At 46.4% G+C, this 25,933-nt stretch carries 15 protein-coding genes and 1 pseudogene; 14 read left to right on the top strand and 2 right to left on the bottom strand.

Annotation, left to right across the window (positions count from 1 at the left end):
- From Q0502_RS14895 to Q0502_RS14960, 14 genes and pseudogenes are all read left to right on the top strand, one after another.
- Nucleotides 1–893, top strand: a pseudogene (locus tag Q0502_RS14895) (hypothetical protein); the annotation flags it as partial.
- 13 nt (nucleotides 894–906) lie between these two features.
- Complete coding sequence (locus Q0502_RS14900; RefSeq protein WP_298652354.1) at nucleotides 907–2,562, top strand: SusD/RagB family nutrient-binding outer membrane lipoprotein; 1,656 nt, start codon at nucleotides 907–909, stop codon at nucleotides 2,560–2,562.
- Nucleotides 2,563–2,834: 272 nt separating this feature from the next.
- Nucleotides 2,835–5,015, top strand: a complete 2,181-nt coding sequence (locus Q0502_RS14905) for a hypothetical protein (protein ID WP_298652357.1) — start codon at nucleotides 2,835–2,837, stop codon at nucleotides 5,013–5,015.
- 74 nt (nucleotides 5,016–5,089) lie between these two features.
- Nucleotides 5,090–6,445: a PhoPQ-activated protein PqaA family protein gene (locus Q0502_RS14910; RefSeq protein ID WP_298652360.1), complete on the top strand. Its 1,356-nt coding sequence runs from the start codon at nucleotides 5,090–5,092 to the stop codon at nucleotides 6,443–6,445.
- A gap of 222 nt (nucleotides 6,446–6,667) precedes the next feature.
- Nucleotides 6,668–7,585 (top strand): polysaccharide deacetylase family protein, encoded by a 918-nt coding sequence (locus Q0502_RS14915; protein ID WP_298652363.1) that lies wholly within the window; start codon nucleotides 6,668–6,670, stop codon nucleotides 7,583–7,585.
- Nucleotides 7,586–7,887: 302 nt separating this feature from the next.
- Nucleotides 7,888–11,154, top strand: coding sequence for a neutral/alkaline non-lysosomal ceramidase N-terminal domain-containing protein (locus Q0502_RS14920; RefSeq protein WP_298652366.1), 3,267 nt, complete (start codon nucleotides 7,888–7,890; stop codon nucleotides 11,152–11,154).
- Nucleotides 11,155–11,169: 15 nt separating this feature from the next.
- Nucleotides 11,170–12,426, top strand: a complete 1,257-nt coding sequence (locus Q0502_RS14925) for a metallophosphoesterase family protein (protein ID WP_298652369.1) — start codon at nucleotides 11,170–11,172, stop codon at nucleotides 12,424–12,426.
- A 112-nt stretch (nucleotides 12,427–12,538) separates the two neighbouring features.
- A complete protein-coding gene (locus Q0502_RS14930; RefSeq protein WP_298652372.1) occupies nucleotides 12,539–15,199 on the top strand; it encodes a glycoside hydrolase family 2 TIM barrel-domain containing protein in 2,661 nt (886 codons plus the stop codon).
- Between the two features lie 13 nt (nucleotides 15,200–15,212).
- The gene (locus Q0502_RS14935) at nucleotides 15,213–17,570 is read left to right on the top strand and encodes a hypothetical protein (protein ID WP_298652542.1); all 2,358 of its coding nucleotides are present in this window, start codon (nucleotides 15,213–15,215) and stop codon (nucleotides 17,568–17,570) included.
- Nucleotides 17,571–17,626: 56 nt separating this feature from the next.
- Entirely contained in the window at nucleotides 17,627–18,988 is a 1,362-nt protein-coding gene (locus tag Q0502_RS14940; RefSeq protein ID WP_298652375.1) for a Gfo/Idh/MocA family oxidoreductase, read from the top strand.
- Between the two features lie 275 nt (nucleotides 18,989–19,263).
- Nucleotides 19,264–20,112 carry a sugar phosphate isomerase/epimerase gene (locus Q0502_RS14945; protein ID WP_298652378.1) on the top strand — a complete coding sequence of 283 codons (849 nt, stop codon included), beginning with the start codon at nucleotides 19,264–19,266 and terminating at the stop codon, nucleotides 20,110–20,112.
- A 129-nt stretch (nucleotides 20,113–20,241) separates the two neighbouring features.
- Nucleotides 20,242–21,339, top strand: coding sequence for an alkaline phosphatase (locus tag Q0502_RS14950; RefSeq protein ID WP_298652381.1), 1,098 nt, complete (start codon nucleotides 20,242–20,244; stop codon nucleotides 21,337–21,339).
- A gap of 68 nt (nucleotides 21,340–21,407) precedes the next feature.
- Nucleotides 21,408–22,460 carry a sialidase family protein gene (locus Q0502_RS14955; protein ID WP_298652384.1) on the top strand — a complete coding sequence of 351 codons (1,053 nt, stop codon included), beginning with the start codon at nucleotides 21,408–21,410 and terminating at the stop codon, nucleotides 22,458–22,460.
- Nucleotides 22,461–22,543: 83 nt separating this feature from the next.
- Entirely contained in the window at nucleotides 22,544–23,821 is a 1,278-nt protein-coding gene (locus Q0502_RS14960) for an MFS transporter (protein ID WP_298652387.1), read from the top strand.
- 68 nt (nucleotides 23,822–23,889) lie between these two features.
- On the opposite strand, the gene Q0502_RS14965 is transcribed toward Q0502_RS14960, so the two are convergent.
- Complete coding sequence (locus Q0502_RS14965) at nucleotides 23,890–24,135, bottom strand: thiamine-binding protein (RefSeq protein ID WP_298652390.1); 246 nt, start codon at nucleotides 24,133–24,135, stop codon at nucleotides 23,890–23,892.
- A gap of 251 nt (nucleotides 24,136–24,386) precedes the next feature.
- A complete protein-coding gene (locus Q0502_RS14970) occupies nucleotides 24,387–25,841 on the bottom strand; it encodes a glycoside hydrolase family 130 protein (RefSeq protein ID WP_298652392.1) in 1,455 nt (484 codons plus the stop codon).
- Nucleotides 25,842–25,933: the final 92 nt, after the last annotated feature.

Below are 25,933 nucleotides of genomic sequence, written 5' to 3' on the forward strand. Positions count from 1 at the left end.
CCCTGGGCAGGGATGGATTGATCGGAAATCTTTACACCCGGAAAATACTGAGAGTAACCGATGAAAACTCCCCCTATTACGGATATCCCTTACTACCGGAAAACGATGAAGATGCCGAATGGCAGTCAGAGGACGAATACTCCAAGGTGGGTAACTATAACCCCAATTTTATCATGGGGCTCCAGACCTCTATCACCTATAAGAATTTTACGTTGAGTATGACGTTCGACTGGAGATCGGGCGGACAGTATGTATCGCAAACCTGGAGGTATCTTACTGAGGGCGTGGTGTCAAATACCTGGCTCAACTCGTTGGTTACGCCGCCCGACGGACTGGGAGGGGGACCGAGTCAGGCGCTTCGTGACTGGGTGGTAGCCAATGCCGATAAATTGATTTATACCGATAATCCAAGGCCTGTCGGTGGCCCTACTCCTGATTTCGGAGGATATTACAACGATTTCTATACCGGTATAGGAGCATACGACGGGACATTTGCTCCGGGTGTCTACGGCCGGTATGACGATGAGGGTAATTTTATTCTTATCAAGGAGAATCTTGGCAATGAAGGTACTGAATTCAGGCCGTATATAATGAGCTATCCGTGGGATATTGGAGAAGCTAACCTGTTCGATGCGGACTATATAAAATTAAGGGAGATTTCGCTGAACTACAGGGTTCCCGATAAGGCCGCCCAAAAACTGAGGATGAGAGATCTGAACGTTTCGGTATACAGCAGAAACATCATGCTTTGGGCAAAAAGCGCCGGGATGGGAATAGATCCGGAAAGAGCTTATCAATCGGGTAGTAACGGAGGTTTTAAACAAGGTGTCGAACGTTTTAACGCTGAGCCTTGGGTTGTTCCGGTCGGGTTTAAATTAAGTTTTACTTTTTAATCGAAATAAGGTCATGCATAAGTTAAAAAACAGTTTTATCATACTTTTAACGCTGGTGTTCGGATTTATAGTTTCATGCAAGGATTTGGATGAACTGAATATCAATCCGAACGGTGTTGATCCGGCAATCGCGGATGTAAACTTCCTGTTGCCTACGGTGCAGACGAATCTGGGGCAAACCGTTTACAATATCGGCTTCGGTACCTTCTCAGGAGTTATGCAGCATACGCAGCAAACCGGCTGGTTTGGCGGTTATAATAATTACGATTGGAATACCCTTTCGCATAGCTGGAACGGATATTACAGCATTTTGATGAACAACGATGAGTATTTCAGGAAGGCTGTTGACCATAATTACGAGTTCCACGAAGGAGTTGCCCGGATCATGAGGGCGTATGTTTTCGGCCTGATCACCGATATATGGGGCGATGCACCTTATAAAGACGCTCTCAAGGCCGAACAGGGGTCAGACCATTTTATGCCGGCTTTCGATCCCCAACAGGAGATTTACCATGGTATCCTTGCCGATCTGGATACTGCCAATACGCTCTTGTCGAAAAGTGCAAACGAATATCGCAATATTGTGGCCAAACAAGATGTGGTTTATAACGGTGGTGCCTCCAAATGGCAAAAATTTGCGAATTCACTGGCCTTACGGTACTATATGAGGTTACAGGCCAAAGAACCCGCGTTTGCGGAAGAGGGAATCAAGAGAATTGTGGAAGATCCGGCTCAATATCCGCTGATCCGGGTGGCCGGCGACGATGCGAACATCAGCTTCCCCGGTACCTCAAATGCTACCTCTAACCCGCTAAATACGGTATATGATGTGAGGCTGGACGGAAACTATATGAGGACAAAAATGGGAAAAACATTGGTGGATGTATTGAGGGATTATAATGATCCGCGCCTGGCGGTATGGGCCAATAAGATACAGATTCCGCTGAAACTGGTTTCGGGAACAGGTATTGATCAGATTAACGATAATGGCGAACGGGAAGTGTCACAGGATCTGGTAACCGCCTTTGAAGCCAATGGTATGAAGGTGGATTTTGACCCCGAATATGCGGGAGTGACTATTTCCCATCCGTTGGTACAGATCTTCAATATGAACAATGCCAACGCAGCCCAGGGTACTGTGAATCCACATGCCTCCCATTTGAACAACAGATATAGACTGACAACCGATCCCCTTGTCCTGATGAGATTGATATCTGCGGCAGAGGTCAACCTGATACTTGCCGAAGCGGCGTACAGGGGGTGGATTGCAAATGACCCTGCCGAATACTATGCCGAAGGTGTGATGGAGTCGTTCAAAGCCTGGGGAGTGGAAGGTGAATTTGAAGATTATATTGAGAATGTACCTTATGACGGGCTGGAAAGTATTATCGAACAAAAGTGGATCGCCCATTGGACTACGGCACATGAAGCCTGGTTCGACTGGAGAAGGACGGGCTTACCGACATTGGAGACGGGTCCGGCTGCACTACGTCCCGTATTGCCCATCCGGTGGTATTACCACACCTCCGATGAGATTGAAAAGAACAGGGCGAATGCTGAAGCGGCTATCGAAAGGTTGGAAGCGACGCCGTATCAGGATACGGATCAATCCAAGAACAGCGCCTGGTCGAAGATGTGGCTTCTTCAGGGAACAGGAAAACCGTGGTGATTGAAAAGAATAAAGAGTAAAGAATAAGGAATAAAGACACTAGATTTTTAGAACAAAGAATCAAGAGCCAAGACTTTGGATTTAAGATGTAGGATTTATGATTTTAGATGTAAGATGTGAGACTTAGGATGTAGGATTTGACTAGGTCGGTTTTCAATCGAGATGTGGGATTTGGGAATTGAAAACTTTTCGTTCCCAATCCCTCACTCTTCATTTTTAATTTTTAATTCTTCACTTTACTTCTTAGTTTTAGTTTTCAAACTTTTAATTATATGAATTTAAAACAGATAGGCATTTTCTTATGCCTCTTGTTGATAAAATCTGTTTTTGCGGGAACAGGCAATCTGCCGGTAAAGGATGAACCTTATACGGCGCCGGTGTCGGTCAGGTATACTCTATCTCCGAAATGGAAAGATGTCCGCTTCAGGAAAGTAGTGGCGGACGGAGATAACAGTATTTTCATATTGACCGATGCCGGCCTGTTCCGCGATTTTCCGGGAGAGATTATTTCCAAAGATCTCCGGTATGCTTCCCTGGCCGATAAATCTCCTGTGGATATCTGTATTCAGGAAAGAACGGGTTATTTGTATTATCTGTACTCCGACCGTTTTCTTACCAACAAACATGCCGGGACAATATGCGGCCTGCTGCCTGAAAATCAGTATAGTCATATTGCGGTAAATGCCAATGACGACGTATTGCTGACAGGAGAGCATGGAGGTGTATTGTATAACCGGAGTACAAAAGTCAGAGACCTGGACGTTCCCCCTGAAGAATTGATCAGATTGTATGTATCGGATCATCAGTTCTGGTATTTATCATCTACGGGTATCTATTTACTCAAAGATGACAGATGGATTAAAATCTATTCCGGCAGCAATCTGACAGCAATGGCATTCCAGGGAGATAGCATAGCGGTGGGCACAACGGATGGCTATTACGTGATCGATCGGAGCGGGAAAATCACTGAACCTCACAATAATAGGCTTCCTGTTCCCGTTATTAACCATATGTTGACCGTGGACGGTAAATATTGGTTTGCAACAGATCAGGGCGCTTTTGTAAAGCAACCGGAACGGTTCGACTATTATGCCTCTGAACGCTGGCTCGATCAGGACAAGATCATAGATATGGCCGCGGATAACGACGGAAACCTTTACTTTTTGACGCCGACCGGTTTGAATAAGGTACAGTTTGTACAGGAAACACTGGCTGAGAAAGCGGTGTTTCTACAGGACAACCTGCGCAAATACCATCTCCGTTATGGATTCTCATCCGCTTCCCGGTTGATCGATCCCAACGATCCTACAACCCTGCGCCTCGACGATGATGATAATGACGGCCTGTGGACTTCATTTTATCTGGGAAGCCAGGCATTCCGTTATGCTGTAACCAAAGAGGAGAAGGCCAGGGAATATGTATGGGAATCGTTTGAAGCTTATGAGAGACTGCTGACCATCCATCCTCTAAAGGGATTTTCTGCAAGAACATTCGAACGTACGGGATATATTGCCGGAGACACAGTTCCCTGGAGGCCGGCGCCTGATAAGGATTGGTGGTGGAAAGGGACCACCAGTACCGACGAGTTCGTCGCTTATTTGTTTGTTACCTCCGTAATAGACCAGTTTGTGGCACAGACACCCGAAGAAAAAAAGCGGGTGGCGGACTATTTTGATGCGATCATGACCCATATCATCACCAATGATTATTATTTTATCGATTATGACGGTAAGCCCACGCTCTGGGGCAGATGGAATCCTGAATATGTGAATTCTTTCGCTACTACCCAATTCGATCGCAGGCTGAACAGTACACTGACGATCACAGGACTTCAATTGGCATACAAACTGACAGGGAAAGAGATCTATAAAACAGAAGCGTTTAGGATGATGGAAGAACACGGATATCTTGATAATATGAAAATTCCTATGGGCAATATCCGGTTTACTTCCGGGTTTCAACATCAGGGAATAACCATGGGTGAGGACTGGAATCATTCTGATGATGAAATGGCATTTCTCACCTATTGGGTGTTATATCATTATGCGTTCGATGAATCATTAAAGCAGATGTACGCGGAAATGATACGGGATCACTGGGAAATTGAGAAGCCCGAACGCAATGCGCTCTGGAATCTCCTGACCTATGGGACATCAGGAGATATCGATTTGGAATCTACCATCTGGTATTTACAAGGCTTTCCCAAAGATCGTAACCGTTATGTGGTAAAAAACTCACACCGGAAAGACCTGGAATTTCTGCCGAAAGATATCCACACCAATTTCCGGGAGCAGACAACTACCGAACTTATCCCTAAAAGGGAACGGCCGCTGAACAGGCATAATAATAACGAATTTATTATTGACGGAGGGCGTGGAGCGTATCAGCAACTTACCGGAGAAGAGTTTCTGCTACCCTATTGGATGGCACGTTATCTTAATGTTATTGAATGATTCAAGATTTAAAATTCAAGATTCAAGATTCCACCATGTGGAGATTGATTGTAAAAAAAAATAATATCGGGTATATGAAGAGATTACTGTTTATTTTAGCTGTTTATTTCAGCATTGTCATTGGGTACGCACAACAGGTTATTACACCTGAAACGGCGTTGAATGCTTATGTCCACAATGATGATCGTACATGGGGATGGGAAGTCCGCAATACATATGAGATGGATGAGACAAAGGTCTATTCCTTGCTGTTTATTTCTCAGAAATGGCATGGAATCCTTTGGAAACATGAACTTATTATCTTTGTTCCGGAGTCCTTAAAACAGGATGGGGCACTCTTATTTGTAGACGGAGGCTCAATAAACGATGGCATTCCGAGATTTGCGAAGGAGGATGATGGCTTTTTATTGTTCTTGTCTGCCCTAGCTAACCGCAATAACGCCCTTGTATGTGTACTGAAACAAGTTCCCAATCAACCCCTGTACGGTGGTTTGAAAGAAGATGCATTGATCTCCTATACGCTCAATGAGTTCAGGAAAGACAAAGATTACTCCTGGCCATTGCTCTTTCCGATGACGAAAACGGCGTACAAGGCCATGGATGCGGTGCAGGAATTTGCCGCGCAACAGTTGGATCGGAAAATAAATCGTTTCCTTGTGTCAGGAGCATCGAAGAGGGGATGGACAACCTGGCTTACCGGAGCGCTTCAGGATCCGCGTGTGGAGGCAATAGCTCCCATGGTGATCGATATGCTGAATATGCCTGCCACCCTGGATTATCAGAAGCAGCTCTACGGAGAATACAGCGAGGAGATCCAGGATTACGTGAATCTGGAGATACCACAGGCAATCCATAGTGAATTTGGAAGCGCTGTCGTACAAATGATAGACCCTTATTCCTACCGGGAGAAACTGACGCTACCCAAAATGATCATTATGGGAACAAACGATCCCTATTGGACCGTCGATGCGGTGAAACATTACATCAATGATATTCCCGGGCATAATCTGTTGCATTATGTTCCCAATGCAGGTCATGGTTTGGGGGATAAAGTACAGGCTTTCGGAGCTCTCAGCTCATTTTTCGCGCATATGTTATATAAGGCGGATTATCCTGTCTGCGAATGGAATCTGGAGGAAAAGCGTAGAAATATCGACCTGCAAGTGAAAACCTCTCCGGACAATCTGGTGGGCGCTACGCTATGGAAATCCGTTTCCGACAGCCGGGATTTCCGTAAGGCCACATGGACTAAAAGTGATATACAGCTCAACGCCAGGGACAGATCTGCGGTCGACGTAAGGATTAATTATCCGAAAAAAGGATTTCAGGCTTTTTATGTCGATCTGGTTTATAAAGATCCTCATGGTGATGAGTACACAGTCAGTACCCGGACATATGTCTCGGATAATAAAAAAGTATTTGTACAATAGTAAACAATTTTTGCAACTAAAGCGAAGACCTTTAGATATTTTGCGGGGACTCATAGCTCGCAATGAACGTGAAAAGAGTAGCTGTTTGAGCGCAGCGAGTTCTACTCTTTTAGTGCATGCGAGCTATAATGGGTCGCAAAATAGCGTCAGTCGAACGTTTTAGTTGCGTACGTCCTATCGAATATAATCGCGGAAGTTTAATTAACTTAATAATCAAACGAGATGAGAGGAATTCTGATACTGAGTTTATTATTTTTTGTAGGAACCCTGTCCGCCCAGACGTTGGCCGAACGTTTGGGATACAAGAAAACAGACAAATTGCTGATCATCAATAATGATGATGCCGGTATGTGCCATGCTGCCAATACCGCTACCGTTGAAGGGATGGAGAATGGATTTATCAGTTCGGCTACCATCATGATGCCTTGCTCCTGGTCGAATGAGATCGTCAATTATGCGAAAGAGAATCCGGATAAAGGATTTGGCGTGCATCTCACATTGACATCGGAATGGAAAAATTATAGATGGGGTACGGTAGCGCCGCGCAATGAAGTCCCGGGGTTGTATGACGAACAGGGATATATGTGGGAAGGTGTGATGGAAGTGTATAAAGCATCCAATACCGAAGAAGCATTGATTGAAGGCAGGGCGCAGATCCGCAAGGCGCTGGATGCCGGAGTACCTGTGACCCATATTGATTCCCATATGGGAACCTATCAGTATTCACCGGACTATATGTTGATCTATTTGCAACTTGCCGAAGAGTTTGACCTGCCTGTGCGTATGCCGTCGCAATCCACACTGGACAATATGGGAGCGCCACCTTTCAGGGATATTTGTAAAGAGAAAGGAATTATTCATCCTGATTATTTTATTCACGAAGAGCTGCAAAACTACAAAACAGAAAATCTGGAGGAGTTCTGGACAGCGTATATTAAGAATATACAGCCCGGAGTGACGGAAATATATATCCATGCAGCGACAGAGGGAGACGAGATTCGGGCAATTACCGGTTCTGCTCCCAAACGCATAAAGGAATTGGAATTTTTTACCAGTGACAGGTTCAGGCAATTGATTGAAGAGGAAGGTATTATCGTTATCAGTTACCATCCTTTATTTGAATTACAGAGAAAAAGTTAAATATGCAACTAAAGAGGAGACCTATAGATGTTTTGTGGGGACCCATAGTTCGAGATGAGCGTTAAAAGAGTAGTTGTTTGAGCGAAGCGAGTTCTACTCTTTTAGCGAATTAGAACTATTATGGGTCACAAAACATCATCAGTCGGAAGATTTAGTTGCAGTCATACGATTTTTTGAAACTTGAATTAGTGAACCCACTTGAAAAAGGACACTTTTTCAATTTTACCCCCTTCAGAGATACTTGTGGGGCGTTAGTTTTTAGCAAAAACGACTTTTTAAAGTAGACTCAATTAGTTATACAAATGAAAATAATAAAGATCATAGGAATCTCACTGCTGGTTGTACTTATCCTGGTCTGTGTTTATGGCTACGGCAATATGCGCGACCGTCATCCGGGATATAGTGTCGACCTGAAAATAGAAAGCAGGGAGTCCCGGGTCATGCGTGCCGGCTTTGCCGCGGTTACGATCACGCCTGAATATATGGAACCGTGGAACGATATGGACAACAATGCACGTTATGAGCCGAAGAAAGGAGATACCTATGAAGACCTGAACGGAAACGGGAAATTCGATACCTACTGGATTGCCGGCTTTGGAAACAGAGTCGCCGCACAGGGTGTGCATGACGATCTGTGGGCGCGGACAATGGTGCTGGATGACGGCAATACCCGTCTTGCATTGGTGGCTGTCGATGTGATCGGTATGTTCCATCCGATGGTCGTGGATATCCGGAAAATGTTACCGGAAGAAGCGGGGATCACCTATCTGGTGATCACATCCACCCACACGCATGAAGGGCCTGACCTGTTGGGCCTCTGGGGCGAATCGCCTTTGAAAAGCGGGGTTAACGCGGAATGGAGGGAATACGTGAAGAAGCGTGTGGTGCAATCTGTCGTGGAAGCTGTCGAAGCATTGCGTCCTGCCCATTTCCGTTTCTCGCAAAACCTCACGGAGGGGATGGTAACTTTAAAGGACACACGTGAACCTTATGTCTTTGACGAAGGCCTCAGAATGATGCAGGTCACCGATGCCGAGACCTCACAAACGCTTGGGACACTGATCCAATGGGCCAATCATCCCGAAACATTGTGGAGTAAAAACCTGTATATCTCCTCCGATTTTCCCCACTACCTGAGGGAAGCGGTCGAGAAAGGAGTCTATCACGGAGACAGCCTCGTCAGAAAAGGAGTCGGCGGCGTTGCCCTCTATGTGAACGGGGCAGTAGGCGGATTAATGACTACCCATGCCACAATGGAGGTACATGATCCGTTCCGCGATACGGTATATGTAGAGCCGTCGTTCGATAAGATACGTGCCCAGGGAAATACCCTTGGATTGATCATACTCCGTACGATGGAGGAAAAGGCTGTTGAAGTGAGAGAAGCAGGCATCAATCTCCGTGCAAAGACATTCGAACTTCCTCTAAAGAATAAACTGTTCCGCCTTGCTGCCGCTATCGGGCTCATGGATGCAGATATGACCGGATGGATGAAAAAGCGTACCGAAGCTGCTGTATGGAGCATCGGGCCAGCCGGTTTTATCACTTTCCCGGGAGAACTCTATCCTGAGATATTGAATGGAGGGGTAGTGGCCTTACCCGGCCGGGATTTTCCGGTCGATCCCCGGGAAACACCACCTCTGCGCGATCTGATGCAGGGAGAGTTCCGTTTTGGCATCGGTCTTGCCAATGACGAGATCGGCTATATAATCCCCAAAAGCCAATGGGATGTGAAGAAGCCGTATGTATACCGGGACAAGCCTTATTACGGTGAACAGAATTCTCTTGGCCCGGAGACCGCACCGCTTTTGTATAACGAGTTGTACCAGCTGTTGGAGGAGTTACCCGCTACCCTCCCACTCTCTTCTAAAACGGAACAGCTCAGGGATGTAGTGTTGGAGCGGATCATATCTGAAGTACCGGCAGAGAAGTTGAATGAGTTAACCAATCAGCAACTGCTGGGGATGATAAGTGAAGAAGAAAAAGAGATCTTTGCCGAAGATCATTGGCGTTTTACGGTTGATGCTCCTGCCCTGGTATCCGTGATGCGTCATAAAGGGCAGGAAATCGTTCCTTTCTGGCTGGAGGAAAAGGGATTCCACAAGACCGATATGTCGGTATCCAACGAAAATTACGACTATGAAGTATGGCAAAAGGAGTTCCCTGTCGGTGAGATCAGTCTCGGGATCAACGGATTCGATCTGCACCGGGTGGTTTATTTTGTCACGATCGGTCCGGTTACCGGAGATAAGATGCCGAAGATATTGCATCATTCTCCTGACAGATGGAAAGTGATCCGGATGGAGAAAGGGGTTTATACCTACAACGACTGGGATGAGTTGGTGATCGAACAACTACCGGAAGAACTCGAAGGGCATGCGCTGTTCACCACTATTCGCGGCCGTGCACGTGAAGCCGCTATATTGAATTCTTTCCGGGAAACTGCTTATCCTGCCTCTCCCGATGCAGATCAGATTATACTGACCTGGTGTGATGATCCGGCTACCACACAGGCTATTCAATGGAGAACCGATACTTCTGTAACTAAAATGACACTCAGGTATTGGAGTGAGAATAACAATAAAGGCGAATTTTCAAAGGCGGTGGCTTCACAACAACTGCTTAGTGATAAATATATCCATAACAACCCCGATGTAAAGCACTGGGAAGTAAATATCACGGGACTTCAACCGGATACTGAATATAGTTATCTGATATATAACGCAGATAACCAGAAAGAAAGTCCGGTCTGTTCTTTTCGTACAGCTCCACAGGGAAAATCACCTTTTAGCTTTATCTATCTGGGCGATACCCATAACGATGATATTGTGGAGCCGGTACTGGAACAGGCTGTGAAAGAAGCGCCGGATGCTGCATTCCTGGTACATTCGGGAGACCATGTAAACACCGGGCTGTTCAGAGATCTTTGGGATAAATATTTACATTCAGGCAGAGATATCTTTCCCGGATTGGCATTTGTCCCCACTTTGGGTAATCACGACAGTCAGGACGGCTTGCCCCCTACCCTCTACACACAACTGTTTATGTTACCCCAGAACAGGATATGTGGTCTTTCCCCGGAACGAAACTATGCTTTTTCTTACGGAGATGCACGTTTTTTTATGATCGATGCTACGGGCGATATAGAAAAGATTGCCTGCTGGCTGGAAGAAGAACTCAGGCAAACCAAAGAAAAATGGAAAATAGCCGTCACCCATTTTCCCCCTTATGCGACGGATAACTCTTATCCCGAAATACGCAGATCATGGTGTTCGCTGTTTGATCAGTATCATGTCGATCTGGTGCTGTCCGGGCATGTACATCAATATTTCCGCTCCTATCCGATTAATAATGAGCAGGTAGTAACCGATTCAAGAAAGGGAACCATCTATGTCTCTTCGGTAACAGTCGAGCCCCGTAAACCTGAACCGGCATCTGAAAAGTACAATGAAGTTTATGTCAATAAGGGGGGATTGTTCCAGATTATCCGTATCGATAACAATACCCTCGATTTTATATCCAAAGGTATTGACGGTGTGATAACAGATCAGTTTCAGTTAAAGAAATAATCAAACATTAAAGAAATGCGCCATAAGAAATATTATTCAGCATTATTTACTATCTCTGCCAAAGTATTCTTTTGCTTTGTTGCACTTTCTTTTATTGCAGCTTCTCCTTATCCGGACAGAATTGTGCTGACGTGGGCCGGAGATCCCTCCGATTCGCAGGCTGTTACCTGGAGAACCGACCGGTCTGTGCAACGTGCGCTGGCACAGATTGCCGTTGCGGAAGAGAATGGACATGATATCAGACCTACAGAGGTAGAGGCGGCAACAACCCCGTTTAACAGTGAACTGGGAGGAGAAGTCTGGTACCATAGTGTGAACTTTAACGGGTTACTTTCCGGAACTACTTATGCATACCGGGTGGGAGACGGAGATATATGGACGGAATGGTTTCATTTCAGGACTGCTTCCCGCGAGGCAGTACCTTTTTCATTTATTTACTTCGGCGATGCCCAGGCAGATATTAAAACTTATTGGTCCCGCGTATTTCATCAGGCCTTTCGACATGCTCCCGATGCGGCATTCACGCTTCATGCCGGAGATCTGATTAACAGGGCTGAGAATGATGAACAATGGGGCGAATGGTTCAATGCTCCGGGGTGGGTAAATGCTTCTGTCCCGGTAATTGCCACTCCCGGAAATCATGAATATTCTCGTGATCGCTACGCCGAATCCGGTTCTCCAAGTTTAAGCAGCTTCTGGCAGCCTCAGTTTTCCTTTCCGCAAAATGGGCCGGAAGGAGTGAAAGAGAGTTGTTATTATATCGATTACCAGGGAGTACGGATCATTTCACTCAATTCCAATGAAAAAGAAGAAGAGCAGGAGCAATGGTTACGGGATTTGCTTTCCCATAATCCGCAGAAATGGACAATCATCACCTTTCACCACCCGATATTTTCTCCAAAAGCAGGTCGGGATAATGAAGAGTTACGCAATTTGTGGAAACCGGTGTTGGATGAATTTAAAGTCGATCTGGTATTGACAGGACACGACCATACCTATGCACGCACCCATTCCGAAGGGACGGCATATATTGTTTCTGTCAGCGGACCGAAGTTTTACCAACTCGACAAGCAGGAATGGATGCACCGGTCAGCCGAGAAAATACAGCTATACCAGATTATCCGGATAGATTCCGGCGAGTTGGCGTATGAAGCCTATACTGCTACAGGTAAGTTATACGACAAGTTTACACTCGAAAAGCAGGAGGGCGGGAAAAATCTTCTGATGGAGGAGATATCCGATGCAACTATGTCAAATGAACTATTTCGTTAAGTGAGAGCAGAGTAAATTTATTTACTTTGCCGAACGCAGAATTGAAAATCGAGAAGCGAAGGCGACTCAAATAGTCTAATGTAATTGAATAAATACAGGGAGGTACAATTGTATGAATAAATTCAGTCATATCATCATTATATTGGCAGGTGCTTTATTTTTGTGTTCCTGTACGCAAAAAAGCAGGATTGAAGAACTCATCCTGACAGATAACTGGTATATCCATTCTGCTGAGGGATTGAATCAGGATGGAGCGGCCTTATCTGTCTCTCCGGCGACGGATAACCGGATACAAACATCCTTACCCGCTACGGTATTAGGGGCATTATGCAATGCCGGTGTATACAAAGATCCCTTTTTCGGCATGAACCTGGAAGAAATACCGGGCGAACAGTTTAAAAATCCATGGTGGTACCAGACTTCTTTTGAGCTGACAGGATTTGATCCGGAGAAAGAACAGACGAAATTGTTGCTGGACGGTATCAATTACAGTGCCAATGTATGGCTGAACGGCCACCTGATCCTATCGGCGGACAGTGCCTTCGGAGCCTTCCGTCAGTTCGCCTGCGACATCACCTCTATCGCTTTAGAAGCGGGGAATAACCTGGCGATAGAGATATTGCCTCCTCAACCGGGTGATTTTTATATGGGATTTGTCGACTGGGCGCCTGTCCCACCCGACCATAACATGGGAATTTATCGTCCGGTAAGGATCAGGCGGAGTGGAAAGGCTTCGATCGATCGTCCTTTTGTCATAACAGATGTCAACACCGAAACATTGGATGAAGCGACATTATCTGTTTCTGCGGAACTGACCAATCACCATTCCGAAAGGAAGAAACTGACCCTGGAAGCCAGGGTGGAAAACAGTGTGGTCAGTGAAACTTTTACTGTGGATGCCGGTAAGACACTTCTCGCTGTACTTACCCCGGAAAAATTTAAAGAACTGACAATAAAAAATCCCTGTCTCTGGTGGCCTAACGGATTAGGAAATCCGGAAATGTACACCTTGCATCTATCGCTTAAAGAGGGAAACACGCTCTGTGATACGGCAACGGTTCGATTTGGCATTCGTGCAATTGACACTTACCTGAATGAACAAGGTGTGAGGGGATATAAAGTGAACGGAAGGGAAGTGCTCATAAAAAGCGCCGGTTGGGTGGACGACCTGTTTCTTCGCGATAATACCCGCAGTAACAGGGCACAAATACGCTATGTAAAGGAGATGAACCTTAATTCTCTCCGTTTTGAAGGTTTCTGGGGAACGAGCCGGGAGATATATGATCTCTGTGACGAAAACGGTATCCTGCTGATGGTCGGCTGGAGCTGCCAGTGGGAGTGGCCCGATTATCTCGGCCTGGAAATGGAGGTGCCGGAAGAAGACCAGAATATTCCGATCAACGAAGGAGTAGATAAATATGGCGTGAAGATCACGCCTGAGCAGGAACAATTGCTATCGGACATGTTCAGGGATCAGGTATTATGGCTGCGGAACCATCCCTCTGTTTTTGTGTGGGCCGTGGGGAGTGACGCCATGCCCAAACCCTCATTGGAAAAGAAATACGCTGAAACAATGGAAAGATATGACAAGAGTCGTTCTTTACTGGTTTCAGCCGGCGATTTTACCAGTGAGCTCTCCGGAGTAACGGGGATGAAGATGAACGGGCCTTATGAATATGTTCCTCCTGTGTACTGGTTTGAAGATAAAAAGCTGGGAGGCGCTTTCGGTTTCAATACAGAAACAGGTCCGGGGCCGCAAATACCTCCGATTAGCAGCATCAGGAAAATGATCCCGGAAGAGGATCTTTGGCCGCCGCTGAATGCGATGTGGGATTATCATTCGGGACGGAAAGATTTCAGCAGTGTGAAAGTCTATCTGAACGCGTTAAATAGAAGATACGGAACACCGGAGAATCTGGAAGAGCTGTCCATGAAGGCACAATGGGCTAACTATGAAGCCATCCGGCCGATGTTCGAAGCATTCGTCGTGAATCGTCCGGTAGCGACAGGAGTGGTGCAATGGCAGTTGAATTCAGCCTGGCCGGAATTCTACTGGCAACTGTATGATTGGTATTTAATGCCTACCGGAGCTTATTTCGGTGCGAAAAAGGCGTGTCAACCCGTTAATGTCATTTACAACTATCATGACAGAAAAATATATGTCGCCAACGATATACTGGAGGATATAACCGATCATACGGTCAGGGCCACCTTGTATGACAGTCAGTCTAAAGTACTATTCGAACAGGGGAAAAAGTTGTCCGTGCAAGAGAACTCATCCGTTGTTTTTACGGAGTTACCGGAGCTGCCCGATAAAAAAGGGACTTATTTCCTGAATTTGACCTTGCACGACAGTCGGCATAAGCTGGTCGCTGATAATTTTTATTGGTTGTCGGGCCAGGAAGATGAGATGGACTGGGATCAATACTATTGGTTTTACACTCCCCAGAAGAGATATGCCGATTTCCACGAATTGAATGATCTGCCTCAACCGCAGGTGAATGTTACAAAGAAAGTGTACAAAGAGGACGACGAATGGGTGGTGGAGGTGAATCTGAGCAATACGAGTAAAAATATTGCATTCAGCATAGAGTTACTATTAGTGGACAATCAGATAGAAAATCCGATACTTCCGGTATATTGGAGCGATAATTATGTATCTTTGGTGAATGATGACACAAAAACGATTACGGCTCGCTGTAGTCTGGCTGACGCAACATCCGAACCTTCGGTAATTATACAGGGAATAAATGTAGAACGGATAAAAAAATAACAGATTGGTCGCCATGTATACACCTGAGATCATGAATAAATGGAATGCAGCGCTGAAAATCTGTCTTGTTTTACTGTGCATGTCCTCAACTGTTTATGCCGGTGAGATCGATCTTTCCGGCGGCAGATTGCTTGTATCGCCTTCTCTCAAATCTCCTGTGAAGGAGACGGTCATTCAGGTCTTGCAGGAAGAAATCCACAGGCGTACGGGCATTCATTTAGGTATTACCGACGCCTGGGGTGGTTCGCCGGTCATCGCCTTGACACTCTCTTCGGATGAGATGTTGAACGGCAAGGCGCTTCCTGAAACGCTTCCTGAAAAAACAAAACTCTCCCTGCAAGCTGAATCATTCAGCGTGGTTGTGCAAGAGGGCGCTTCCCAACCGGTTATCTGGCTTATCGGAGCCGATGAGCGCGGGCTGTTGTTCGCTGCGGGACACCTGTTGCGTACATCATTACTTGCCGACAAGCAGATACTGTTCGATTCCTCAAACGCTATACAAACCGCACCGGATTATCCCATCAGAGGGCATCAGTTAGGTTATCGCAATACTGCGAATTCTTATGATGCCTGGTCGAAGGAACAGTATGAGCAATATATCCGGGAGTTGGCCATTTTCGGTACGAACTGTATTGAAACCATTCCTTTTGATAATACTCCCAGTCCCCACATGAAAGTGTCAAAGGAAGAGATGAACCGGCATATAAGTGCAGTTTGTAAAAATTATGGACTGGATTACTGGGTATGGACGCCTGCCAATGTGGATCTGTCGGATGAAAGCCTGTTCCGGGCGGAAGTAAAGAAACACAGCGATTATTACAGGGAGTGTCCGCATCTGAGCCATGTCTTTGTGCCGGGTGGTGATCCGGGGGACAATCATCCGCGGTATGTGATGCCTTTCCTTAAAGCCATTGCCGGGGAACTGGAAAAATATCATCCTCAGGCCGGTGTCTGGATCTCATTGCAGGGTTTCAGCGATGAACAGATCGATTACTTCTACCATTTCCTGGAGACCGAGAGTCCGGACTGGTTGCGGGGAGTGGTAAGCGGGCCGGGTAGCCCTCCGTTGTCCGACACACGCTATCGGTTGCCCGGGAAGTATATGCACCGCCATTATGCCGATATCACCCATATTGTCCGCTGCCTCTACCCCACCCTTCGCTGGGATCAGGCGTTCGCCCTTACATTGGGACGTGAGCCGGCCAACCCGCAGCCGTTCTATTACGCGGAATTACACGACCGGTATGCCCCGTTTACCGATGGCTTCCTTACCTATTCCGACGGGGCACATGATGATTTAAACAAATTTATCTGGAGCCGGAAAGGATGGAATAAGGAGGAAGATGCCGTTGAAATTACGGAGCAGTATGTACGATTCTTCTTTGGCACCAAACCCGATGATCGGGTAACGGATGCCATACTGGGATTGGAACGCAATTGGGATGGCCCGATAGAAGCAAACGGGGGGATTGAGATGACTTTCCTGCGCTGGCAGCAATTGGAAGAGGCCTACCCCCGCTTACAAAACGACTGGCGCTGGCAGATGCTGTTGCTCCGCACTTATTATGATACTTATACCAAGAGGCGGAAGTTATACGAACAGGGGCTGGAACGGGAAGCCAGTAAATTGCTGGAGCAGTCTCCGGCAATAGGTTCTGAAAAAGCGATGGAATTGGCTTTGGAGAAAGTGAATGAAGCCGACCGGGTAAATACAGCTCCTTTATTGAGAAAGAAAATTGAAGAGTATTGCGAGGCGTTGTATCACTCCGTAGGTTTGCAGACCAGTGTTGAGAAATATCAGGCCAGCGGGCCGGAGCGGGGCTCTGTACTCGATTTTGTGGATTACCCGCTGAACAATCGCTGGTGGCTGGCCGATCAGTTTGAAAAGATTGGCCGGATGGGAACCGAAGCGGAGAAACTATCGGCTTTAGAGGTGATCAGCACATGGGAAAATCCCGGAAAGGGGAGTTATTACGACAACATATCGAATATCAGCCAAAGTCCGCGGGTAAAGACAACGGTGTATGATGCTACCGATGTGGCCTGGTGGGACGGCGGAAAAAGCCGTAAAAGGTTATCTACCCAATTATTCCAGAATGCCCCGCAACTTGTATATGAGGATCTTGACCCGAAAGCACGTTACCTGATTCGTATCGCCGGATATGGCGATGCATTGCTCAGGGTGGATGGGGAACGTATATCCCCCACCCTGTACAATAAGGAGTTAGAGGAATTCAAAGAGTTCCCCATAGATAGAAGATTCTTTCAGGACGGTAAACTGGAAGTTTCATTTGATGAACCGGAAGAGTCTCACCTGAACTGGCGTCAATATTCTAAAGTTTGTGATATATGGCTTATAAAAATAAATTGAATAAATTGTTCGACATCAGTAGACTATAATCGATTAACAACATAATTATATTTGTCATGGAAAATAGAAGGGAGTTTATTAAGAAAGTATCGGCCAGTGTAGCTGCCATGGCCATTGGCGGTACGGGTTTTGATCTGAGCGCTAAGAGTTATGCCCATATCCCCGGCGCGAATGATAAGATTCGTGTAGGAATTGTCGGTTTCTCCGACAGGTTCAGGAGTTCGCTATTACCCAGCTTTATGAATCATGCAAGGGAGCTGAATTTCGAGCTGGTAGCACTGTCGGATATATGGAACCGCCGCCGTGAGGAGGGAAGAGCCTATATCAGGGAAAAAACCGGATGGGATGTCGCCCTGTGCCGCAATAACGAAGAACTGTATGACCGGAACGACATTGATGCGGTCATTATCAGCACGGCAGATTTCCAGCACGCTCTGCATCTGGTGGAGGCAGCAAAAGCGCGCAAGGATGCCTATTGCGAAAAACCGTTTGCGGAAACCATGGATGATGCCAATGCCGCATTAAAAGCCTGTAAGGAAAGCGGTATCGTGGTGCAGATAGGATCACAACGCCGCAGTGGAGCGAATTACCATGCTGCCCATGATTATATCCAGTCCGGAAAATTCGGCGATATCGTGATTGCCGAGATGTGCTGGAACGTGAACCAGCCGGGTCGTTGGCGCAGGCCGGACTTATGTGCTTCCATCAGGGAAAACGACGTGGACTGGAACCGCTATCTGATGAACCGTCCCAAAGTGGCATGGGATCCACGCAAATATCTTGAATACCGCCTGTTCTGGCCCTATTCGTCGGGCATACCGGGACAATGGATGTGTCACCAGATCGATACGGTGCATTGGTTCACAGGTTTCCCCTATCCCCGCAGCGTGGTATCCAACGGAGGGATTTACCAGTGGAAAGACGGCCGCACCAATGCCGACACGCTGACTTCGGTATTCGATTACGGACCGCTGGATAATCAGGACAAAGGATTTCAGGTGGTCTATTCGTCCCGTTTCAGCAATTCGGCCGGGGGGACAAAGGAACTCTACTATTCGAACGGCGGGATGTTGAACCTGGATACCAACGAAATTACTCCCGAGGGCGGATTGAGTGAACGCGAGGCATCTGCTATGGGATTAAAGGCCAACCGGCTCGATAAGTTCACATTGCCGAATGTTACAGTGGAAGCGGACGCCAACACAGGAGGCGACCCACTCACTTCAGCCCATATGCGTAACTGGATGGAGTGTGTAAGGGCAAAAAATGTGGCAACCAATTGCCCGGTGGAAGCAGGACATAGCCATACTATTGCCTGCGCGATGGCGAATGCCGCTTACCGGACAGGTATGCGTGCAGTATATGATCCGGCAACGCAACAGATCATGGCCGGAGGGAAAGTATTCAAATACGAGTAAAAACAGAATAAAGATTCAAGAATCAAGAGCCAAGACATCTCGTAAACTAAAAACTAAAAGTGAAAAATGAAAAGTGAATTTTCTTAGGAACGAGGGTAGAGTCAGGTTCACTTGAGCTATGCCGAGTGACGACAGAAAATCAACATCGTTAGAAGTGAAAAACTTGGGATGTTTTAATTGAAAGAGATTGGCATATTGGCCCATTAGTCTTGATTCTCAAAGTTTTGGTTCTACCCTGTTCCATACACTATAATGTAAAAAATAAAATGAATCGTATGAATTCTTTGTGTTACAATATACTTCTGATATGTCTTATTCTCGGAATGACTTCTTTTTCCGGGTCTTATCAACCGGATTATGCCGTTTGTACAAGCGTCTCCAATTACCCGTTGCTCAAAGCGACAGGATATGAATATGTAGAGTCGAACGTAGCATACCTGATGCCTGATAAGAGTGACGCTGAGTTTCAGGAACATCTGGATGAAATAAAGGAATTAAAAGCCAATATTATATCCTGTACCAGTTTCATTCCCGGCAGCTTACCGCTCATCGGACCGGAAGCCAAACAGGACGAAGCATTGGTCTGGGCTGACGCTGCTTTACGTAGAGCTGGTATGGCAAAAATTCCCTACATCGTTTTCGGAAGCGGTAAAGCCCGTAATGTACCTGAAAATTTCAGTAAAGAACTGGCCACGGAACAATTCATCTCTTTTTGTAAACAGATCGCTCCATTGGCCCAAAAGTACAAAGTAACGGTGGTTATTGAACCTTTGAATAAGGCGGAAACCAATCTGATCAATTCCCTTGGTGAAGGGGCCCGGATTATAGAGGCGGTCGATCATCCCAATGTGCAATTATTATGTGATATATATCATATGACCAGGGAAGATGAACCTCCTTCGGAAATAGTAAAATACGGTAAATATATCCGTCATTGCCATATTGCCGAGAGAGAGGAACGTACCTCTCCCGGAACTAAGGGTGATGATTTCAGACCCTATTTCAAGGCGTTGAAACAAATCGGGTATAAAGGATGTGTGTCAATCGAATGTAGATGGAAAGATTTTGATAAAGAAATTCAGCCGGCTTTGTCCTATATGCGCCAGCAGTTTCAATCTTTATAAATCAGGTAAATTGATTTGAATAACAATTAATTATATATTATTATTTGTCCATATACTTAAGATCCTTTGGTAAAAAAATCAATATGTAAAACTAGCGTGATAATCATTCTCACGAAATATAATTAAATCATGAAAAGAATTCATTTATCGCTTCTTATTGTATTATCGGTCTTTTGTGTTCAATGCTCGGTTTCCGGCAACAAAACCGGCCAAGAGACAACTCCACAGGTAAAAAACGTGATCGTAATGATCGGAGACGGAATGGGCGTCAGCCAGGTATATGCAGGCCTGACGGCAAATAAGGGAGCACTCTATCTGGAACAGTGTCAATTTGTAGGTTTTTCCAAGACCTACTCCGCAAACAGCTATATAACGGACTCCGCAGCAGGGGGTACAGCCATCGCATGCGGAACCAAAACGAATAATGGTGCCATTGGCGTTGATGCGGACGGGAATCCGGTAAAATCGATCCTTGAATATGCCGCAGAAAACGGTCTCTCCACCGGGGTTGTGGCAAGCTGTGCCGTTACTCATGCTACGCCGGCGTCATTTGTCGCGCACCAGCCCAGCCGTAAAATGGAAGAAGAGATTGCAGTAGATTTCCTGAACTCCGACATTACGGTTTTTATCGGAGGCGGAAAAAAGTACTTTGAAGCTCGTTCCGATAATGAAAACCTGTTGGATAAACTGAAAGCGAAAGGATTTCAGGTCGCGCTCACTATGGACGACGTCAAAAAAGCTACCACAGGCAGACTGGCAGGACTTGTGGCGGACGAACATCCGGCAACCTATCCTGAAAGAGGAGAATTCCTTCCCGAGAGTGTACAGGCGGCTATCAATCTGCTGAAGACCAATGATAAAGGTTTTTGCCTGATGGTAGAAGGTTCGCAAATCGATTGGGCTTGCCACGCGAATGAAAAAGATGCCACCGTGAATGAAATGCTGGACTTTGACCGGGCTATTAAAATGGCTTTTGATTACGCAGATCAGGATCCGAATACATTGGTTATTATTACAGCAGACCATGAGACGGGTGGTATGGCGCTTACCGGCGGTGATCTGTCAACCGGGGAAGTGGAAGCGACCTATGCTTCAACCGGACATACCTCCGTGATGGTGCCCGTATTTGCTTATGGTGCAGGAGCTGTTGAATTTGCCGGTATATACCAGAATACGGATATTCTTACTAAAATTTTGAAGTTATATGGTTTTGGAACAGACAAATAAACCGTTTTCATTCGGGAATATGATAACCCGGGATGTCCCTTATTGTGGCAAACAAATAAAATTATCGTATGGCAAATAATAGAATTACAGTATTGTTATGCCTGCTGTCAATATTGGCAGGGCGGTCAGTGGGAAGTGAATCTTTTTCCGGACAAACGGAAAGAGAAAGACTACGCGCCATCAAACCCGTTATTGTTCATGCGGAAATAATCAAAGAACCGGCTTCCGTGCCATCAGCACATGCCTCGACCATTGTGGAGACGGATGACGGCTTATTGGCGGCATGGTTTGGCGGAACCTACGAAAGGCATCCTGACGTGAGTATTTATACCTCCGGATTCAGGAACGGACAATGGAGCGATCCGGTAATGGTCGCCGATGGCGTCCAGGACGAATCACAGAGATTTCCCTGCTGGAATCCGGTGTTGTTCAAACGTGAAAACGGGGATCTGATCCTTTACTACAAAGTGGGGCCGAGTCCGAGTACCTGGTGGGGAGAATATAAGATATCGACCGACGAGGGGGAGACATGGTCTGCCATGGAAACGATCCCGCGCGGATGCCTTGGGCCGGTCAAAAACAAACCGGTGATCCTCCCCGGCGGTAAAATACTCTACCCTACAAGCATAGAGATTGTAGGAAAATGGAATGTCTATATGGAAATGTCGGACCAGGATCTGACGGACTGGGAAAAAATAGAGATCGACAATAACGGTTTTGACGCTATTCAGCCTTCCGTATTGTTCCATAAGGACGGAGCCCTGCAAATTCTCTGCCGTTCGAAAAATGAAAGTGTGGTGGAATCCTGGTCGTATGATAACGGTAAAACCTGGTCGCCATTGACGGCCACCGAGCTCCCCAACAACAATTCCGGTACGGATGCCGTGACCTTATCCAATGGCCTTCAGTTGATCATTTATAATCCGGTCACTTCCGGAAGGAATAAGCTTGCGATAGCCGGATCGTATGACGGTAAAATATGGGAGAAACTGATCGATATAGAAGATCAGCCTGCCGGCGAATTCAGTTATCCTGCCATTATACAGGATAAAGAAGGAAATATCCATGTCACCTATACCTATAACCGCGAAAGGATCAAATACGTGCAGTTGAAGTTATAAATTGAAACGGGTAGGGGGAAAATTCCTGCACAAGGCCATAGTTAAAAGCGGATCCCGTTTAGCGAAAAAGATAAGTTAATCGTATGAAGGACAACGTGTCAAATTTAACTTCAAAAAAATCCTATCCGTGGTTGGTGGTGGGTATGCTATGGTTTGTAGCGCTGCTCAACTACCTCGACCGGCAGATGCTCGCCACCATGAAACCTTTCATGGAGGTCGATATTGCGGAATTGGTTACGGCCACCAACTTCGGCCGACTAATGGCGGTTTTCCTGTGGATATACGCCTTTATGAGTCCGTTGTCGGGTATTATCGCCGACCGGCTGAACCGCAAATGGCTGATCGTGATCAGCCTGTTTGTTTGGTCGGGGGTAACGCTTGCCATGGGGTATGCACGGAATATAGATCAGTTGTATGTCCTGAGAGCCTCCATGGGAGTCAGTGAAGCCTTTTATGTACCAGCTGCTTTGTCTCTTATCGCGGACTATCATCAGGGGAAAACGCGATCGTTAGCCATTGGGTTTCACACTTCGGGTATCTATCTGGGACAGGCATTGGGCGGATTTGGGGCGACCCTGGCTGCCGGCATTTCCTGGCAGTTTACTTTTCATTCTTTTGGCCTTGTCGGAATGGTGTATAGTTTGATATTGATTGCCTTTCTCCGTGAAAAGAAGACATATGCGATCGATACTGTGAAAAGATCCGTCACACAGGAATTGAGTGCGATGGGAAAAGGGCTGACCCTGCTTTTCTCCAATATTGCTTTCTGGGTAATCCTCTTTTACTTTTCCGCTCCGAGTTTACCCGGATGGGCTACGAAAAACTGGTTACCAACCCTGTTTTCGGAATCGCTCAATATGGGAATGGAACAGGCGGGGCCGCTATCGACCATGACATTGGCGCTGGCATCGTTAGTGGGGGTGCTCGTCGGAGGATATATCTCCGATCGTTGGGTGACGAAGCGTCTGAAAGGAAGGATTTATACCGGCGTCATCGGCTTGGGGCTGACCATTCCCGCATTGGTGCTGATCGGTTACGGCAGCGGATTGGTCATGATCGTTACAGGTGCACTTTTGTTCGGGTTGGGTTTCGGGATCTTCGATGTGAATAATATGCCTATTTTATGCCAGTTTGTACCGTCCCGGTATCGTGCGACCGGTTATGGGTTCATGAACCTGGCGGGCATATCGGCAGGTGCCGTAATCACCAACGAATTGGGTAAGGCGCTGGATGCCGGCCACATGAATACGGTTTTCGTGGTGATGATCGGGGCGGTTGCGTTGGCGATCATCCTGCAGTTGACCGTGCTAAAGCCCAGAACCCTCGATATGACCGATGAACTGTTGATCCCCCAAAAATAGCTTTTAGGAAAATGCAGCTAATTATCTTCTTACCTGATCCGGGGAGTACTAACAAAACAGGTGATTTTTCACTTTTCTCTGTCGATATTTAAAATTTTCAGGAAAAATACACTATCCGGCAACTCAAATGCATCTTTTATGCACTTTGTGATGGCAGCCACTACATCATCGTATTCCCCAAAAACCTGTGTGGACATGCTGTTTGGGTTTACAGTGAGTGCTTCATATTCTTCCAAAGCCTCGATAAATTTATTGATCGGAGTTTTGTAATCTTCATTAATAGGATAATAACTGATTTCTACAGATGTCTTCATAATTTTGTGATTGTTTAAAATGTATATGTGGGCAGGATTTATTCCGTGGACAGGGTGGTCGGATTTTAAAGATTTTCCGATCTCTGACCGGGGGCCCTTCTCCGTGCTCTATATTACATAACCGATTAGATGCTAATTTGTTCAATTCATTCGCTTCAATTCATTCACCACGTTTTAATGCCCGCCTCCCCACTCTATTCCGCCACTTTCCGCTCACTTACAGGTGTTTTCCGGCCGGCAGCAGGTATAGGCTATCGGGAGGGTTCCATCATATTGAGGAGGCTTTTTAATTCCACCATAGCGACGCGTGTGGTGATGTCCGACATGGCATACGGGATGACCAGGTGGCCGTTGAAGAGCATCGCCCCGCATGTGTAAAGCACATTGGGCACATATCCCTCGCGCTCTTCCTCATTGGGTGATAGTAGTGGCTCTTGCAGTCGTGAGGCGATCTTGGTGGGATCGTTAAGGTCGAGCAGGACGGCGCTGATACAATATTGACGCATGGGCCCCACGCCATGCGTCAGGACCAGCCAGCCCTCCTCCAGTTCGATAGGAGAGCCGCAGTTCCCGATTTGCATGAATTCCCACGGATAGAGCGGTTCCTGAATGATTTGCGAGGTATGCCAGAAGTGCAGGTTGTCGGAGAACATTATATGGTTGTTCTCGCCGTCCTGTCGCGACAGCATGGCGTACAAACCGTTTATCTTACGGGGAAACAACGCCAGGCCTTTATTTTGTATGGCATTCCCGTTCAGGGTGGATATGTTGAAGGTAACGAAATCTTTCGTTTTGATCAGTTGCGGCAGGATGTGTTGACCGTTATAGGCAGTGTAAGTAGCGTAATAGACGGTCTTACCGTCGTCCTTGGTAAACTGGACGAAACGGGCATCCTCGATGCCTTTGCTTTCATTCTCGGAGACCGGATATATCACCCGTTCCGACAATTGGGTTTTATCGTTGAACTTTATCTTATAATTTGAATTGGCCACCCAGTTAATGGCATTGATGGCGCTGTCGTCGCTTTGGTCGGGATCTTTCTTATATACTTCATGAATACTGAATTTGAGATCCTGATAAGTAAAAAACGGTTGCAACCGGCTCAGGATCCGTTCGGAGGTATCGTTCCAGGCACCCATTTCCTGAAGGGTCAGACAGAAAAGATGATTATCGTAAAACGGATCATGAAGCATGGCAGGTGTTTCCACGAATTCCGACACGCTATCGAAGGTGAGCGAAAAGTCGCTACCGATGATGCCGCTTCGGAACACGATCGATGAGATATGCCCTTCCCCCGTCGCGCGCAGGCTCATGGCAAACCGGGCAGCGCCTTCGGGGACATTGCTTTGATCGGGATGAAGGATGATGGAGGGATTGAAAAGGGCGGCCGACTCGATGGAATATTCCTTGGTAAAATAAGACCCGATGAGCATTTTTTTAGTAATATTGATGTCGATCGGATGAGGAATATATTCGGCTACCTTGTCGAAATTTATCAATAATAACTCATCCAGGTACCGGTGCCGGTCGGAGAAGTTATAGCGGATTTGCCGCAACATCTTTTTGGCAGTGGCGTCGGGCAGGTTCAATACCCGGGAAATAATATTGTTCACGCGGGAAAGATCTCCCGGAATGTAAGGTTGTGTGATCACCCGGGAAGGGTCCCTTTCTATCCTCGCTTTTTTTCTTCTTACGATATGTTGCATAACGGTTATTCTTTTTATAAACCGGATGTTCCGGCTTGCCTGTGTGATTGTAATACGTTTTCCTATACATCGATATAGTCCTTTATCATTTC

The organism is uncultured Proteiniphilum sp. (assembly GCF_937873925.1).
Taxonomy (GTDB): domain Bacteria; phylum Bacteroidota; class Bacteroidia; order Bacteroidales; family Dysgonomonadaceae; genus Proteiniphilum.